The 16,619-nt window shown below is 37.9% G+C and carries 14 protein-coding genes and 4 tRNA genes; 15 read left to right on the top strand and 3 right to left on the bottom strand.

Annotated elements, in window-relative coordinates; all coding sequences use genetic code 11:
- Nucleotides 1-95: 95 nt before the first annotated feature.
- On the top strand, nucleotides 96-854 hold the full coding sequence (locus J3U18_RS11015) for a M48 family metalloprotease (RefSeq protein ID WP_065735063.1): 759 nt from the start codon (nucleotides 96-98) through the stop codon (nucleotides 852-854).
- Between the two features lie 63 nt (nucleotides 855-917).
- Here the strand turns inward: J3U18_RS11015 and J3U18_RS11010 are convergent, their stop codons facing one another.
- On the bottom strand, nucleotides 918-2,132 hold the full coding sequence (locus tag J3U18_RS11010; protein WP_267354084.1) for a pyridoxal phosphate-dependent aminotransferase: 1,215 nt from the start codon (nucleotides 2,130-2,132) through the stop codon (nucleotides 918-920).
- A gap of 146 nt (nucleotides 2,133-2,278) precedes the next feature.
- Here J3U18_RS11010 and J3U18_RS11005 point away from each other — a divergent pair, with 146 nt between their 5' ends.
- The 7 genes from J3U18_RS11005 to J3U18_RS10975 all read left to right on the top strand — a co-directional run bounded on the left by J3U18_RS11005 (nucleotide 2,279) and on the right by J3U18_RS10975 (nucleotide 9,240).
- A complete protein-coding gene (locus J3U18_RS11005; RefSeq protein WP_267354082.1) occupies nucleotides 2,279-2,548 on the top strand; it encodes an ACT domain-containing protein in 270 nt (89 codons plus the stop codon).
- Nucleotides 2,549-2,590: 42 nt separating this feature from the next.
- The gene (locus tag J3U18_RS11000) at nucleotides 2,591-3,946 is read left to right on the top strand and encodes a PFL family protein (protein WP_267354080.1); all 1,356 of its coding nucleotides are present in this window, start codon (nucleotides 2,591-2,593) and stop codon (nucleotides 3,944-3,946) included.
- Nucleotides 3,947-4,235: 289 nt separating this feature from the next.
- Nucleotides 4,236-4,712: a PTS sugar transporter subunit IIA gene (locus J3U18_RS10995; RefSeq protein ID WP_267328982.1), complete on the top strand. Its 477-nt coding sequence runs from the start codon at nucleotides 4,236-4,238 to the stop codon at nucleotides 4,710-4,712.
- A gap of 9 nt (nucleotides 4,713-4,721) precedes the next feature.
- The gene (locus tag J3U18_RS10990; protein ID WP_220218834.1) at nucleotides 4,722-5,000 is read left to right on the top strand and encodes a PTS sugar transporter subunit IIB; all 279 of its coding nucleotides are present in this window, start codon (nucleotides 4,722-4,724) and stop codon (nucleotides 4,998-5,000) included.
- Between the two features lie 10 nt (nucleotides 5,001-5,010).
- Nucleotides 5,011-6,399 carry a PTS galactitol transporter subunit IIC gene (locus tag J3U18_RS10985; protein WP_220218835.1) on the top strand — a complete coding sequence of 463 codons (1,389 nt, stop codon included), beginning with the start codon at nucleotides 5,011-5,013 and terminating at the stop codon, nucleotides 6,397-6,399.
- A gap of 87 nt (nucleotides 6,400-6,486) precedes the next feature.
- Complete coding sequence (locus tag J3U18_RS10980) at nucleotides 6,487-8,550, top strand: BglG family transcription antiterminator (RefSeq protein ID WP_065562055.1); 2,064 nt, start codon at nucleotides 6,487-6,489, stop codon at nucleotides 8,548-8,550.
- Nucleotides 8,551-8,577: 27 nt separating this feature from the next.
- Entirely contained in the window at nucleotides 8,578-9,240 is a 663-nt protein-coding gene (locus J3U18_RS10975) for a class II aldolase/adducin family protein (protein ID WP_267354078.1), read from the top strand.
- 95 nt (nucleotides 9,241-9,335) lie between these two features.
- Here J3U18_RS10975 and dhaL read toward each other — a convergent pair whose 3' ends face one another.
- Nucleotides 9,336-9,965 carry a dihydroxyacetone kinase subunit DhaL gene (gene dhaL / locus J3U18_RS10970; protein WP_267354076.1) on the bottom strand — a complete coding sequence of 210 codons (630 nt, stop codon included), beginning with the start codon at nucleotides 9,963-9,965 and terminating at the stop codon, nucleotides 9,336-9,338.
- A gap of 1 nt (nucleotide 9,966) precedes the next feature.
- The gene (locus J3U18_RS10965; protein WP_267354074.1) at nucleotides 9,967-10,971 is read right to left on the bottom strand and encodes a dihydroxyacetone kinase subunit DhaK; all 1,005 of its coding nucleotides are present in this window, start codon (nucleotides 10,969-10,971) and stop codon (nucleotides 9,967-9,969) included.
- Between the two features lie 285 nt (nucleotides 10,972-11,256).
- On the opposite strand from J3U18_RS10965, the gene tcdA reads away from it, so the two are divergent.
- The 7 genes from tcdA to tuf all read left to right on the top strand — a co-directional run.
- A complete protein-coding gene (tcdA, locus tag J3U18_RS10960) occupies nucleotides 11,257-12,051 on the top strand; it encodes a tRNA cyclic N6-threonylcarbamoyladenosine(37) synthase TcdA (protein ID WP_267354072.1) in 795 nt (264 codons plus the stop codon).
- 263 nt (nucleotides 12,052-12,314) lie between these two features.
- Nucleotides 12,315-15,026: a bifunctional acetaldehyde-CoA/alcohol dehydrogenase gene (gene adhE / locus J3U18_RS10955; RefSeq protein WP_065562060.1), complete on the top strand. Its 2,712-nt coding sequence runs from the start codon at nucleotides 12,315-12,317 to the stop codon at nucleotides 15,024-15,026.
- Between the two features lie 153 nt (nucleotides 15,027-15,179).
- Nucleotides 15,180-15,255: transfer RNA gene (locus J3U18_RS10950), tRNA-Thr, on the top strand.
- A gap of 32 nt (nucleotides 15,256-15,287) precedes the next feature.
- Nucleotides 15,288-15,372 (top strand) — tRNA-Tyr (locus J3U18_RS10945).
- A 55-nt stretch (nucleotides 15,373-15,427) separates the two neighbouring features.
- A tRNA-Gly gene (locus tag J3U18_RS10940) sits at nucleotides 15,428-15,502 on the top strand.
- Nucleotides 15,503-15,505: 3 nt separating this feature from the next.
- Nucleotides 15,506-15,581 (top strand) — tRNA-Thr (locus J3U18_RS10935).
- A gap of 182 nt (nucleotides 15,582-15,763) precedes the next feature.
- A partial coding sequence (gene tuf, locus J3U18_RS10930) for an elongation factor Tu (protein ID WP_267354069.1) occupies nucleotides 15,764-16,619 on the top strand: 856 nt, incomplete at its 3' end.

Below are 16,619 nucleotides of genomic sequence, written 5' to 3'. Positions count from 1 at the left end.
ATTATTTGTTGATTATTATTAAATTTGCGTTAAAATTCAAAAAATCTAGCTTTAAGTTAGAAAAAAGTAAATTTTGTTAATATAAGGAAAAGAGTATGAAAAAACATCAAAAAACTTTGCTTGTTGCACTACCTTTAGTTGCAGCTATGTCGTTAGCTGGTTGTAAAAACATGAGTGCTAACGATTTAACTAGTCTTGGCATGAAAGGTTTGAAAGCGGCAACACTCAGTGATAATGATGTGAAAGCATTAAGCCAAAAATCATGTGCACAAATGGATGCTCAATCAAAAATTGCTCCAGCTAAAAGTGCTTACGCTAAACGTTTAAATAAAATTGCTAAAGCTCTTGGTAATAATATAAACGGTACACCAGTTAACTATAAAGTATATATTACTAAAGATGTTAACGCATGGGCAATGGCTAACGGCTGTGTACGTGTTTACAGCGGTTTAATGGATATGATGAATGACAACGAAATCGAAGGTGTTTTAGGTCATGAATTAGGTCACGTAGCTTTAGGTCACAGTAAAAAAGCAATTCAAGTTGCTTATGCTACAGAAATTGCTCGCGATGCAGCAGCAGCATCAGGTAATGCAGCAGTTGCTAAATTATCTAAATCAAGTATTGGTAAATTAGCAGAAAAAGTTATCAATGCTCAATTCTCACAAGCACAAGAACAAGAAGCGGATAACTTCTCATTTGATTATTTAATCAAAAGAAAAATTAATCCAGCTGGTCTTGCAACAGCATTTGATAAATTAGGTGGCGGTGAATCATCAATTTTAAGTAGCCATCCATCTTCATCTAAACGTGCACAAAATATCCGTAATAAATTAGCTGAATTAAAAAGATAATTAATTCATATTACTGGTTAAATAAAAAGCGCCAATTCTGGCGCTTTTTTTATTTGTATCTAATTATTGTTTATAACTAGATAAAAAGTTACCAAAACGGTTAATAGCATCTTCCAGATCACCGGTATGTGGCAGTGCAACAATTCTCACATGATCGGGTTTGTGCCAATTAAAGCCACTGCCTTGCACTAACAATACTTTCTCTTGTAATAAAAAGTCTAATACCAACTTTTGGTCATTGTGAATATTAAACTTTTGCTGATCCAGTTTTGGAAACAGGTATAAAGCGCCTTGTGGCTTAGTACATGAAACGCCCGGGATCTCATTTAATAATCGCCACGCTAACATACACTGATCATATAAACGTCCGCCCGGTACAATAAATTCATTAATGCTTTGATAGCCACCGAGTGCACCTTGAATAGCGTGTTGTAATGGCACATTGGCGCATAAACGCATCGAAGCGAGCATATTTAGTCCTTCAATGTAGCCTTTTACATGCTGCTTAGGTCCACAAAGCGCCATCCAACCTTGTCTAAAGCCCGCTACTCGATAGGTTTTTGATAGTCCGCTCATAGTAACGACAAATAAGTCAGGAGCAAGGGAGGCAATCGAATGATGCACAGCATCATCGTATAAAATCTTATCGTAAATTTCGTCGGCGAAAATAAGTAAATTATGTTGGCGAGCAATTTCAGCAATCTCAAGTAACACTTCTTTGCTATACACGGCGCCAGTTGGGTTATTAGGATTAATGATCACAATCCCTTTGGTTTTTGGCGTGATTTTACGTTTTATATCCTCTAAATCCGGTGACCAGCTAGCCTCTTCGTCACATACATAATGAACGGCATTGCCACCGGATAAACTAACTGCCGCTGTCCATAATGGATAATCGGGCATTGGTACTAAAATTTCATCCCCGCTATTGAGCAGTGCTTGCATGGATTGCACAATCAGTTCAGACACGCCATTACCGATATAGATATCTTCAACATCAAGATTGGTGATCCCTCTTGCTTGATAGTGTTGCATAATGGCTTTACGAGCTGAGTAAAGCCCTTTTGAATCGCAATAGCCTTGCGAAGAAGGTAGATTACGAATGACATCAACCAATAGTTCATCAGGGGCGGCAAAACCAAAAGGGGCGGGGTTTCCAATATTGAGTTTAAGGATAGTTTGACCTTCTTCTTCAAGTCGTTTTGCATGATCTAAGATAGGTCCACGGATGTCGTAACAGACATGATCCAATTTATTGGATTTTTGGAAATTTATCATAACTTCGCCCTTTCAATTTATGCTAATAATATTTTTATTTTTGTTGAAAAAAACAATCTACTCCTATTTCGATAATTTTTGAAGATGTTATTATAATCAACTCAATAAATATCTTTTAATTGTGTGAATTTTGTGCGGAGTATGTGATGAAAACGATTTTAACTGTTATAGGAAAAGATCAAACCGGAATAATTGCCGGAATTAGTCAAAAGCTGTTTGAATTAGATATTAATATCTTAGATGTGAGCCAAACGATTATGGATGAATATTTTACCATGATTATGTTGCTTGATTTATCCAAAATAAAAGCCTCGTTTGATGAAGTGAAAACTTCATTAACGCAAACAGGTGATAGACTCAAGGTTAAAGTCAATATTCAACGAGAAGAGATTTTCGATGCTATGCATCGTTTGTAATTTCAATTCTAATTCTACATTTCTTATTTAAGGATAGGACTAATGGAAACAAAACAGATCCTCGAAACAATTAAAATGATTGAGGAAGAAAAACTTGATATCCGCACAATAACCATGGGAATTTCTCTCCTTGATTGTATCGATAGTAATGGTGAGAAAGCGCGTCAAAAAATTTATGACAAAATAACCACATTGGCTAAAGATCTTGTCAAAGTTGGGGATCAAATTACTTCCGAATTTGGTATTCCTATTATCAATAAACGTATCTCAGTGACGCCGATGTCATTAATTGCCGGTGCCAGCGATGACAAAGATTATGTTGCCTTTGCTAAAACCCTTGATAGCGCAGCTAAAGCGGTTGGCGTTAATTTTATTGGTGGATTTTCTGCCTTGGTACAAAAAGGCTACCATAAAGGTGATGAGATTTTAATTAAATCCATTCCGCAAGCACTGGCGCAAACTGAGCGTGTGTGTGCATCGGTCAATGTTGGCTCAACCCAAACCGGTATCAATATGGATGCGGTTAAGCAAATGGGGCAAATTATCAAACAAGCGGCAGAGTTAACCGCTGATAATAGTAGCATGGCATGTGCAAAATTAGTTGTATTTGCCAATGCAGTTGAAGACAACCCTTTTATGGCCGGCGCATTTCATGGTGTTGGTGAAGCCGATTGTGTGATTAATGTCGGCGTGAGTGGACCTGGCGTTGTTAAACGTACGCTTGAGAAAGTAAAAGGTCAACCTTTTGATGTGGTTGCCGAAACGATTAAAAAAACTGCATTTAAAATTACCCGTATGGGGCAATTAGTTGGAAAAGAAGCATCAGAGCGCTTAGGTGTGAAATTTGGTATCGTAGATTTATCGCTCGCACCGACGCCGGCAATTGGTGATTCGGTTGCGCATATTTTAGAAGAAATGGGACTGGAAGTGGTCGGCACACATGGCACAACGGCAGCTTTAGCGATGTTAAATGATGCCGTTAAAAAAGGTGGCGTAATGGCGTGTGGTCATGTCGGTGGTTTAAGTGGCGCCTTTATACCTGTTTCTGAAGATGCAGGCATGATTGATGCGGTTAATTGCGGGGCACTTAATTTGGAAAAACTCGAAGCCATGACCTGTGTGTGTTCAGTTGGTCTTGATATGATAGCCATACCGGGTGATACCTCCGCTGAAACGATTTCGGCTATTATTGCTGACGAAGCGGCAATCGGTGTCATTAACCACAAAACCACAGCCGTGCGGATTATTCCGGCTGTGGGATTAAAGGTGGGTGATAATATTGAGTTTGGTGGATTACTCGGTCATGCTCCTGTGATGCCGGTGAGTAAATTCAGTTCATTTGATTTCATTCATCGTGGCGGACGAATTCCGGCACCAATTCACTCTTTCAAAAATTAAATAACCTTCAATACTTATTGTGATTCTGTCTATTAAATTGCTAATAGCAGAATCACAATTGCCTAACTATCTAACTTGGTATAACTATTCTCAGATATTTCCCGCATTTTTTAGCGATAACTTTTATCCCTATGATGTGCAATTTTATGGATATTTTTTGGTATCAAATCCAATAGTCTGCGCTGTTTTAATTTCCTAAAATCAATGACATCAAATAATTACTGTATGAGTTAGTCATCAAAATCAGCCCGATTTAAAAATGACTAACGACATAATGATGGAGGATGAAATGGAAAATGAATCTAATAACCAGCTGTTTTGTAACGATCTGATTGTGTTAGATAGAGACTTCCAAAATTCAAATCAATTTTTTGATTTTACTTTTTCAATTCTACAACGTGGTGGTTATGTTAATCCAACATTCTTAGAAGCGATTAAACACCGAGAGTCTTTATTTCCGACCGCTTTACCGACCAAACCTTATGTGGTGGCAATGCCACATACCGATATCGAACATGTTATTAGACCATTCATTTTCTTTACTCGAGTGAAAGGAACAATCCCTTGGTGTGAAATGGCAAATAATGATCATGTTTTAGATGCTAATTTTATCTTTCTATTGGGATTTAACCAAAAAGATGGACATATTGATTTATTACAAAAATTGATGTCCTGCTTGGTAAATTCATGTTTTTTAGAGGCGCTATATCAGGCAAAAACAGAACATGAAGTTTTTAACTTATTGACGTCAAATATCCATTTATAAGGAGGCATTATGAAAAAGGTTATTGTTGCATGTGGGAGTGGAGTGGCCACATCACAAACGGTTGCAAGTAAAGTGACACGCTTATTAAAAGAGAGAAATCTTAATGATATTAAAGTGGAAGTTGTCGATCTTAAGTCGGTTGATTCTCACATTAAAAACAGTGCGGCATATATTGCCATTACCAAAATTGAGAAAACATATCCTATCCCGGTTATTAATGGCATTGCTTTTTTAACCGGAATAAATATGGATGCAGAACTGCAAAAAATTATCGATGCCTGCAAATAGGAGTGTAATTATGGACTTTCTTGGAACAGTTATAAATTATATTTTGAATTTAGGTGCACCGGTATTTGTGCCTATCATAATGCTCATTGCGGGCTTAATTGTACGTATGAAATTTCGAGACGGGGCATCGGCCGCTATTACTTTAGGTGTTGCGTTTGTTGGAATGAGTATGCTGATTGGTTTTATGGTTGGCGCAATAGGCGCTGCTGCACAAACCATGATGGAGCGAACCGGTATTGAACTCAGTATTGTTGACGGTGGTTGGACAACAATGGCAAATGTTTCGTGGGCTTGGCCATATGCTTTTTTAATGTTTCCCCTGCAAGTTGGCGTCAATATCTTAATGTTGGTATTGAAAAAGACCGATACGTTTAATGCTGATTTATGGAATGTATGGGGTAAAATTTTTACTGCCTTTATTGTTGTTGCCGTAGCAACGCCACTTGTGGGCGGAATAATTGCGCTGATATTGGCTTTTGTTGTTGCAACGTTGCAAATTATTTTAGAGCTCAATTCCGGTGATATTAATCAGCATCGAATCGAAAAGTTAACCGGTATTCCGGGCGTAACTTGTACGCACCGAATGCTATTTTTCAGTGCCATTTATTATCCTTTTGATCTTCTATTACGCAAAATCCCCGCTTTGAATAAGCCAATGGATGCAGCAACCTTGCGTTCTAAACTAGGGGTATTTGCTGAAAATCACGTAATCGGATTTTTATTAGGTGTCATTTTTGGGATTATTGCTGGTTATGATGTGGCGGCCATTTTAATGCTAGGAGTGCAAGCGGCGACCGCTTTAATGCTGTTCCCGATGATCTCAAAATTATTTATGCAGGCGCTATCCCCGATTTCTGAGGCGATCAGCGATTATATGAATAAACGCTTTGCTGGTCGTAAACTGTTTGTGGGTCTTGATTGGCCGTTTATGGGGGGAGCAAGTGAAATCTGGTTTACTTTAATTGTCGCCATTCCTATCACCTTAATTTGGGCAGTAATTTTACCCGGCAATAAAATCTTACCATTTGCCGGCATTATTAATATCGCACTGGTTGTGCCAGCTTATATTTTAACCAAAGGCAATACATTAAGAATGGTGATTTTAGCTATCATCGGTGTGCCATTTTTTCTGTTTGTCGGAACGCAATTTGCGCCAATTATTACCGATTTAGGCTTAGCCACTAAGGCGATTGATATTCCAAACAACCAACTTATTTCTAACAGCTCTATTGATGCACCTGTCTTTACTTATGCATTTTCATTTATTTGGCAATGTTTACAAGGCTATTTTGTTCCATTGATATTGGCTATTTATTGGTGCACTGGCTATTTCTTTTATGCACGTGAGCTGAAAAAAGAGGCACAACAAGATAGTGTTGATCTGAAAATAGATGAGTAAAACTGGACTATTTGTAAACAGGTAATTAGTACAAACTGATGGTAATGCTCGTTATCATCAGATAACGAGCAAGAGGCTAATAATTATATGGTTGTTGATAAAAGAATTCATGCTGTTTTAAATGCATTAATTCAAAATCCAAGTGTCAGTGGCGTAGAGCTGCAAAATAAATTTGGGTTAACCCGTAAACAGCTTAGTTATACCTTAAAAAAGATTAATGATTTTCTTGAGTCATCAAATCTTGAATTAATTAAACGATTTAAAACCGGAAAATTTAGCATTCCTAAAGTCGTGATTGAAACCTTTAGAGACGAACCCGTCTCGCTTTCTATTGGTCGATATATCTATTCAGAAGATGAAAGAGTGCATCTACTGCTATTTTTTTTATTAACCAGAACTGAGCGCTTGTCATTAATTCATCTCTCCTCAGCACTGACCGTTAGCCAAAATACGGTGATTAATGACATTAAAAAAGTGCAAACCCTGCTCGATCAATATCATATGCAGGTAACTTATGATCGTGAAAATGGTTATCGCATTGTTGGCACAGAAATTAATAAGCGCTATTTATTATTAAAGCTAATTCATCGCATCATTAATATGCCAATAGCCGATAAAATTTTTCGGCACAATAAGATTATTACTCAAGGCCGATTAGAACAAGTCGGACAAGTGTTTAGTGAAATTGAACGAAAATTAAAAATTGTTTTTACCGATGAACAACTGCAAGAATTAACCTATTTTATTGGTTTTATGCTACACCGAATTGAAACCAACAAAAAAATAGAGTTATTGCCGGAAAACTATACCGATGTAGCAAACAGTCGTGATTTTCAATTAATGAAAAAATTAATTGAACGCTTTGGCATTACCGATCTGAATGAGCAGATTTTTTTAACGGTATTGGTACAAAGTTCCAATATCCAAACATTATCAGACAAATATTTTCATCTCGATGCCGTGTTATTAGAGAGTGCAGTTGAAGTTATCGATAATTTTGAACAGATCAGCTGTATTACCTTTCAGGACAAAAGTGAATTAATTGAACGTATTTATCAACACTGGAAACCGGCCTATTATCGCATCCGTTACCATATCACCAACATCAACAGTGTTTACGATATTGTTTTGCAAGAGTTCGGTCATTTACATGAAATGGTACGTAAAGCCATAGCGCCGTTTGAAAAGATACTGCATTGTAATATGCCGGATGAGGAAGTGGCGTTTATTACCGTTTTATTAGGCGGCTGGTTAACACGAGAAGGGCTAATTAACCAAATTAAAACAAAGAAAATTGCCATAGTTGTTTGTGAAAATAGCGCCACAGTCTCTACTTACTTATATTTGACTTTACAGGTGTTGCTTCCGGAACTTCACTTTTCTGATGCCATGTCTAAACGAGAGTTTGAAAAGTATAAACACTATTATGACATTGTTTTTTCAACCTCACATTTATCCACCGATAAACTGCTCTTTATTGTTAACCCTTCGTTGAATAATTTGCATAAAAATGCATTACGTAACCAAGTTATTGGCACATTACAAGGGATTGACCCAAGCATTATCCAAGTTGAAGAACTGATGCTAATTGTTGAAAAGTTCACCCATATAAAAGACAGAAAGGCGCTACAAAAAGAGCTTACCGCCTACCTGTATAATGATGAACTCAATGACAATCCGCTACGAATCAACCAACAAGAGATCCCTTCGCTGGCGGATTTAATGCAAAAAGAGCATATCTACCTTGCCCAAACAGCCGATATCTCATGGCAACAGGCGCTGGAATTAGCGGCTAAACCACTATTAAACGGGCAATTTATTGAACGTTATTATCTGGAACGAATGATCAACAAAATCCAATTTGAACAGCCCTACATTATGCTGGTTGAAGGGTTAATTATTGCGCATGCCGGTATTGATGATGGTGTCAATCAAGTTGCCATGTCGCTACTTAGGTTACCCGACAAAATCGATATTGGTGGCTATATGCAAGCCGATTTAATTGTAGTGCTAGCGACCAACAATCCACAAAAACATCTTAAAGCATTGGCGCAATTAAATGAGCTATTAGAACTTCATGACGGTTCAACCCATTTACGCCAAGCCAAAAATAATCAAGAAATTTGGGAATTATTTGCCCGCTATCAATGAATATTTTGCCTAAAAAGGAGTGTTAAAATGTTAGAGATTCAAAAACTATATGTTGTCGATATGGCTAAGAAATCCAGTGAATGGGGACTTTGTAAACATAAAGCAGGTAATTCAAGTGTTCGGGACAAACAGACCGGCTATGTGCTAGTTACCCCAACAACCATTGATAAACAACTATTAACCGCACGTGATATTGTGGTTATGGATCTAGATGCTAATGTGATTGAAGCGCAATCCGGATTAAGGCCGACTAGTGAATGTTTGATGCATTTGGAAATTTATAAGGCTCGTCCGGATGTGTTTGCCGTTTCACACACCCACTCAATTTTTGCAACGGCATTTGCGGTATTAGCAAAGCCCATTCCGGCAGTTGTTTATGAGTGTGCTATTTTGAATTTAAAAGACGGCGTGATTCCGGTTGCGCCATATGGTCGCCCTGGTACGCCGGAACTGTCAACTAGTGTCATTGAGCCAATTAAGCGAGCCGATGCCATTTTAATGGAAAAACATGGCGCCATTGCGGTGGATAAAGATCCTTATGAAGCGGTATTAAAAGCGGCCTACATTGAAGAAATGGCAGAGATTTATTATCACGCATTGTTGATTAATGGTGGTAAAGATCCGGGTGGATTCCCGCCGCAAGAGTTACAAAGTTGGGCATATCCTTCCCAAATAAAATTTAAACAATAGGGTAGGTGGATAATGAAAGAGAGGAAAAGTCACGCTTAAATGACAGAAACAAACAAGTTAATAAATCCGCCAACACTGTTAGCGGATTTATTTTTTTAAGACATCTGAATATATTCATTCATATATTTTAAAATATAAGCCATTGAAACAGCGCCCGGATCCATATGACCAATAGCACGTTCACCTAAGTTTTTAGCTCGACCAAATACCGCTATCATCTGTTTGGTTTGCTCTGCGCCTTCCATTGCTGATTGGGCAATTTTAGGTAACGCATCTTTCAAGGGTAATTGGCATAATTCATTTGCGCTGGTTGCCGCAGCTGCTAAAGCATCAACCATGGTCTTATCACCCGGTTTAGCATTGCCTCGTTGATAGACAGCTTGCCAACCTTGATTAAGTAGTGTTGCTAATGTGCTGGTATTAAATTCTGCCTCACCAATAATACTTTTACCACCAGCTCTAAATAAAGTGCCAAATATTGCACCGGAAGCCCCGCCCATACTGGTCATTAATTTTGTACCAACTTGATTGAAAAAATCACCAATATCATTTGGCTTAAACTGATTGTCTTGTAACAGTACTATTAATGTCGCAAATCCTCGCTTCATACCAATACCATGATCGCCGTCGCCAACAATTTGATCTAAAGCGGTTAATGTTGGCTCACTTTCCACCATTTTTTCGGCGACAAATAACATCATTTTACGTAGTTGTGACAAGTTCATTCTATTTTCTCCATCCTAAGGTTTGGCAAGGTAGGTCATAAAGGTGTTGTAACTGCTGATCTAATTTCATTAAGGTGATCGAAAAGCCGGACATTTCCAATGAAGTGCAAAAATGGCCAATGGCAATATCATGGCTGATTATGCCTCGTGAATCGAGTTCAATACCGACTTTTCTGGCAATAATTAAAAGTTCGGTATTACTCATCGTACCTAGGTTATTAATCATTACACACACCCGATCATCACGCACAAAAGGCAGATCGTCACACAATCTATCTATCATCTCTTTAACCACATCGTCGGTGGTGGTCATTGTTTGACGGCGTAAACCGGCTTCACCATGAATACCGATACCAATTTCAATTTCGTTATCTGCCAGTTCAAAGTTAAAGTTATTCGACTGAGGCAAAGCGCAACCATTGAGCGCTACACCGATAGTGCGTACGTTATTATTGGCTTTTGCTACGACTTGATAAAGCTGGTCAAGATCATATTTTTCCAATTGCGCTGCTGCGCCGGCTATTTTATAAAGAAACATAATACCGGCAACGCCCCGACGATCTGAGATTTTAGAAAGCGGAGCTGAAGCAATATCATCGGTTGCGCGAATGGTTTTGGTGGTAATATTTTCTTCGGCTAAAATTTCGGCGGCAATATCAAAATTCATCCCGTCCCCGGAATAGTTACCATATAAAAATAGTGCGCCATGACCTTGATGTGTGGCTTTGGTCACTTCAATTATTTGATCAGGTGAGGGCGAGGTAAACACTTCGCCAAGTGCACAGCCGTCAATGCTACCTTCACCGATAAAGCCGGCAAAAGTTGGCTCGTGACCGCTACCGCCCCCGGAAATAACCACAACTTGATCATCTGTGATGTGATTGCCATAAACTGCAAAGTAGTTTGGAATTGCAGTGAGTTTGCCATTATATCCATATACTAAGCCTTGCATCACTTCTTGCCTGACATTGTTAGGATCGTTGAGTAATTTTTTAGGTTTGCGCATTTGCTTTTCCTCTTTTTTAAGCATAATTAACCAGCGATATTTTAGGAAAAACAAATAATTGAAACGAATACAATTAATGACAAATAATATCCCACTGGTTGCGCATCATCGGGATGTAAATTTAAAGTGCCTTGCAAAGCATATATTGCAACTTGAGTCCTTGAAAACGAATATATCGACATTATTTATGTATAAATTAGTTAGCAAAGCAAATTATCTTTATTATTGGTAAACAAGTTTTTGGAGTGTTGGGTGTTTAACGATAAGCACCTTCGATAATCAATTATGAAATCAGAATCCTACTTTCAACGTTTTAGCGGTATTGCAAGACTTTATGGTGAAGCGGCATTAACGCAATTTTCACAAGCTCATATTTGTGTCATTGGTATTGGTGGTGTTGGGTCATGGGTGGCCGAATCCCTTGCCCGTAGTGGTATTGGGCAAATTACCTTAATTGATATGGATGATGTGTGTATCACCAATACTAATCGGCAAATTCATGCGTTAAATACCAATATTGGTAAAGCTAAAACTGCTGTTATGGCTGAACGAATTTTACAGATCAATCCACAATGCATCGTTAATGTCATTGATGATTTTATCAGTCCGGATAATGTTGCAAATTATTTAGGGTCGAAACAAAACCCTCGCTTCAACTTTATTATTGATGCCATTGACAGCGTGCGTGATAAAGCTGCGCTTTTAGTGCACTGCAAGCGAAATAAATTAAAAGTTATCACCATTGGTGGTGCAGGCGGGCAAAAAGATCCGACCAAAATTAAAATTGCTGATTTAGCCAAAACCGTTCAAGACCCGTTAGCGGCTAAATTGCGTGAGCGCTTAAAAAATGATTATAAACTCAATAAAGATAGCAAAGGTAAGTATGCCATTGCGTGCGTCTTTTCGACTGAGCAGTTGACTTATCCATCTCAAAATGGTCAGGTTTGTTCCACTAAAAGCCAAGCTGAAGGTAGTAAGAAAATGGATTGTCAGTCCGGATTTGGCGCTATTACTACCGTGACAGCGACTTTTGGTTTTGTGGCTGTGAGTTATGTATTAGATAAGTTAATTAATATTTGATTTTTAATTTAATTTAGCTAAAGAAACAATTTTGCTTCCTTTAGCTAATTAATTATATTTTTTTAAAATCTTCAAATTTAATTCGCTTAAAGTAATAATAAATTTTGTTCTTTTAAAGAACATTCATTTTTTGTTAAATATCTTATTGTATTAAGTAAAAAACTGATTTACGATATTCCACAATTTCGTTTTGCTATTATAAATATGTTCAAGGAAGACGCCAAACGATCCAAGTTTATTTTTTAATTTTCAAGGAGAAATCTATGGCAGTAACCAATATGAATGAGTTAAATGAGTTAATGACTCGAGTGAAAAAAGCTCAAGAAACTTATTCTACTTATACTCAAGAGCAAGTTGATAAAATCTTCGTAGCAGCAGCAACAGCTGCAGCCGCAGCTCGAATTCCTCTTGCACAGCAAGCTGTTGCTGAATCAGGAATGGGAATTGTTGAAGATAAAGTTATCAAAAACCTATTTGCTGCTGAGTATATTCTTAATAAATATCGCAATGATAAGACTTGTGGTGTTGTTGCTGAAAATGAGCCATATGGCACTATCACTGTAGCTGAACCATTAGGGATTATTTGTGGTATCGTTCCAACTACAAACCCAACATCAACAGCGATTTTTAAATCACTAATTAGTTTAAAAACTCGTAATGCTATCGTATTTTCACCTCATCCTCGCGCTAAAAAATCTACCATTGAAGCAGCTCGAATTGTGCTAAATGCTGCAATTAAAGCTGGTGCTCCAAAAGATATTATTGGTTGGATTGATGAACCATCTATCGAATTATCTAATGCATTGATGCATCATGATAATGTGTCTGCTATCTTAGCTACTGGTGGTCCAGGTATGGTTAAAGCAGCTTACAGTTCTGGTAAACCAGCATTAGGTGTTGGAGCAGGTAATACTCCTGTAATAATTGATGAAACAGCTGACTTAAAACGTGCCGTTGCATCAGTGTTGATGTCTAAAACATTTGATAACGGTATGATTTGTGCTTCAGAACAAGCTATTGTTGTTGTTGATTCTGTCTATGACGAAGTTCGTAATTTATTAAAACAATATGGCGCTTATATTTTAAATGCTAAGGAAACCAAAGCAGTACAAGGTATTATCTTAAATGATAAAGGAGCCTTAAATGCTAATATCGTTGGTCAACCAGCAACTAAAATTGCTGAATTAGCTGGATTTAAAGCGCCTGCAGGTGCAAAAGTGCTTGTTGGTGAAGTGAGTAAAGTTGACTTATCGGAACCATTTGCTCATGAAAAACTTTCTCCAACTTTAGCTATGTTTAAAGCAAAAGATTTCAATGAAGCAGTAGATAAAGCTGAAAAATTAGTTGAAATGGGCGGTATGGGTCATACCTCTGTGCTTTATACTGACCAAGATAGCAATCGTGATCGTATTGCTTACTTTGGTAGTAAAATGAAAACATGTCGTATTTTAATTAATCAACCAGCTGCTCATGGTGGTATTGGTGATTTATATAACTTTGATTTAGCTCCATCTTTAACACTAGGATGTGGTTCTTGGGGTGGTAACTCGGTCTCAGAAAATGTCGGTCCGAAACACTTAATCAACAAGAAAACAATCGCTAAGAGAGCAGAAAACATGTTATGGCACAAATTACCAAGTTCTATCTATTTTAAACGTGGCTCACTTCCAGTTGCTTTAAATGAAGTAATTGAACAAGGTGCCAAACGCGTATTTTTAGTAACCGATAAATTCTTATTTAACAATGGTTACTCAAAACAAATTACCGATCAACTTGAAGAACGTGGTGTAATTTGTGAAACTTTCTTTGATGTTGAAGCAGACCCAACATTAAGTGTTGTTCGTAAAGGTACTGACTCAATGATAGCATTCCAACCGGATACTGTTATTGCTTTAGGTGGTGGTTCTCCAATGGATGCCGCAAAAATTATGTGGGTACTTTATGAACATCCAGAAACAAAATTTGATGAATTAGCATTGCGCTTTATGGATATCCGTAAACGTACTTGTCATTTCCCTAATATGGGTAAAAAAGCCAAATTAATTTGTGTGACAACTACTTCTGGTACTGGTTCTGAAGTTACACCGTTTGCGGTAGTAACAGATGATGCAACTGGCCAAAAATATCCATTAGCTGATTATGCAATTACACCAAATATGGCAATTGTTGATGCTAACTTAGTAATGAATATGCCTAAATCACTTTGTGCTGCAGGTGGTTATGATGCGGTAACTCATGCCTTAGAAGCTTATGTGTCAATTATGGCAAGCGAGTTCTCTGATGGACAAGCATTACAAGCATTGAGCATATTGAAAGCATATCTACCTACAAGCTATAAAGAAGGGGCTAAAAACCCAGTTGCTCGTGAAAAAGTGCATAGTGCTGCAACGTTAGCTGGTGTTGCATTTGCTCAAGCATTTTTAGGTGTTTGTCACTCTATGGCTCATAAAATTGGTGCTGCATTCCATATCCCTCATGGTGTGGCAAATGCAATGCTGATTAGTAATGTTGTTCGCTTCAATGCAACAGATAAACCAACTAAACAAGGTACGTTTAGCCAATATGGTTATCCTCAAGCCGTTAGACGTTATGCTGAAATTGCTGACCACTTAGGCTTAACTGCTGCATCAGATAAAGATGAGAAGAAAGTTGAAAAATTAATTGGTTGGTTAGATCAATTAAGAAAAGATCTTGAAATTCCATTCTCTATTAAAGAGTTTGGTATTGATGAAAAAGCTTTCTTAGCTCAAGTTGACCAACTTGCAGTTGATGCATTTGATGATCAATGTACAGGTGCTAACCCTCGTTATCCTTTAATTGCAGAATTGAAACAAATTCTACTTGATACTTATTACGGTCGTGCATATCAAGATAAAGGTGATATCAGTGAAGACGTAGCAGTACATACAGCAGCTAAAGGTGTTGCTTCAACTAAGAAAAAAGCAACGACTAAAAAAGCAACAAAAAAGAAATAATTTAACACATTATTTTTGATTAAATAAAAACCTGAAATAGTCTATATTTCAGGTTTTTTTTATATTTTTGATTTTTTTTTAAGCAAACAATAAAAAAAATGTTTTTTTTGCTTGCAAGGTTAAATGTTCTAGTCCATAATGCGCAGCACTTAGGCCGGCTTAGCTCAGTAGGTAGAGCAACTGACTTGTAATCAGTAGGTCGCCAGTTCGATTCCGGCAGCCGGCACCATTTTCCTAAGTAAATAGTTTATAATGATTCGGGGTGGGGTTCCCGAGCGGCCAAAGGGAGCAGACTGTAAATCTGCCGTGTCACACTTCGAAGGTTCGAATCCTTCCCCCACCACCATTATCTAACATTAGCAATTGCTAATTGAAGCATTTAGGTAGCCGAGTTTGAACATGCGGGCATCGTATAATGGCTATTACCTCAGCCTTCCAAGCTGATGATGCGGGTTCGATTCCCGCTGCCCGCTCCAATTGCTGATATAGCTCAGTTGGTAGAGCGCACCCTTGGTAAGGGTGAGGTCGGCAGTTCAAATCTGCCTATCAGCACCATTCTTGTTACTTTCCTAAACTTCTAAAAAAATTATATTTGATAGCTTTAAAGCTTGTCACTAGATGGCTTTATCTGTTATTATGCAAAGCTAATTTTAAATTAGTATTATGTTAAAACTAAATATGATACTTGGTTAATGTGGTGATTCACCACCGATTTGTATTACATTGAGGGACTATAAATGTCTAAAGAAAAATTTGAACGTACAAAACCCCACGTTAACGTTGGTACAATCGGCCACGTTGACCATGGTAAAACAACTTTAACAGCAGCTATTACTTCTGTACTTTCTAAAAAATACGGCGGTCAAGCTCGCGCATTCGATCAAATCGATAATGCACCAGAAGAAAAAGCACGTGGTATCACCATCAACACTTCACACGTTGAATACGATACACCAACTCGTCACTACGCACACGTAGACTGTCCTGGCCATGCTGACTATGTTAAAAACATGATCACTGGTGCGGCTCAAATGGACGGTGCTATTTTAGTAGTAGCAGCAACTGATGGTCCTATGCCACAAACTCGTGAGCACATCCTTTTAGGACGTCAAGTAGGTGTTCCTTACATCATCGTATTCTTAAATAAATGCGATATGGTTGATGATGAAGAATTATTAGAATTAGTTGAAATGGAAGTACGTGAACTTCTATCTCAATACGATTTCCCAGGTGATGACACTCCAGTAATTCGTGGTTCAGCGTTAAAAGCGTTAGAAGGCGATGCAGCATGGGAAGAAAAAATTGTTGAATTAGCTGAAGCTTTAGATAGCTATATTCCGGAACCAGAGCGTGATATCGATAAACCATTCCTACTTCCAATTGAAGACGTGTTCTCAATTTCAGGTCGTGGTACAGTGGTAACAGGTCGTGTAGAACGTGGTGTGATCAAAGTTGGTGAAGAAGTTGAAATCGTTGGTATCAAACCAACAACAAAAACAACTTGTACTGGCGTTGAAATGTTCCGTAAATTACTAGACGAAGGTCGTGCTGGTGAGAACGTAGGTGTATTACTACGTGGTACAAAACGTGAAG

Origin of the sequence: Gilliamella sp. B3482 (assembly GCF_026536805.1) — a bacterium.
Lineage (GTDB): Bacteria > Pseudomonadota > Gammaproteobacteria > Enterobacterales > Orbaceae > Gilliamella > Gilliamella apicola_E.
The sequence above is the reverse complement of the archived record's forward strand: the minus strand, read 5'-3'. Positions and strand labels throughout refer to the sequence as shown.

Coding starts and splice junctions, on each gene's coding strand:
- J3U18_RS11015 (WP_065735063.1), top strand. CDS start 96: ATGAAAAAACATCAAAAAACTTTGCTTGTTGCACTACCTTTAGTTGCA.
- J3U18_RS11010 (WP_267354084.1), bottom strand. CDS start 2,132: ATGATAAATTTCCAAAAATCCAATAAATTGGATCATGTCTGTTACGAC.
- J3U18_RS11005 (WP_267354082.1), top strand. CDS start 2,279: ATGAAAACGATTTTAACTGTTATAGGAAAAGATCAAACCGGAATAATT.
- J3U18_RS11000 (WP_267354080.1), top strand. CDS start 2,591: ATGGAAACAAAACAGATCCTCGAAACAATTAAAATGATTGAGGAAGAA.
- J3U18_RS10995 (WP_267328982.1), top strand. CDS start 4,236: ATGGAAAATGAATCTAATAACCAGCTGTTTTGTAACGATCTGATTGTG.
- J3U18_RS10990 (WP_220218834.1), top strand. CDS start 4,722: ATGAAAAAGGTTATTGTTGCATGTGGGAGTGGAGTGGCCACATCACAA.
- J3U18_RS10985 (WP_220218835.1), top strand. CDS start 5,011: ATGGACTTTCTTGGAACAGTTATAAATTATATTTTGAATTTAGGTGCA.
- J3U18_RS10980 (WP_065562055.1), top strand. CDS start 6,487: ATGGTTGTTGATAAAAGAATTCATGCTGTTTTAAATGCATTAATTCAA.
- J3U18_RS10975 (WP_267354078.1), top strand. CDS start 8,578: ATGTTAGAGATTCAAAAACTATATGTTGTCGATATGGCTAAGAAATCC.
- dhaL (WP_267354076.1), bottom strand. CDS start 9,965: ATGAACTTGTCACAACTACGTAAAATGATGTTATTTGTCGCCGAAAAA.
- J3U18_RS10965 (WP_267354074.1), bottom strand. CDS start 10,971: ATGCGCAAACCTAAAAAATTACTCAACGATCCTAACAATGTCAGGCAA.
- tcdA (WP_267354072.1), top strand. CDS start 11,257: ATGAAATCAGAATCCTACTTTCAACGTTTTAGCGGTATTGCAAGACTT.
- adhE (WP_065562060.1), top strand. CDS start 12,315: ATGGCAGTAACCAATATGAATGAGTTAAATGAGTTAATGACTCGAGTG.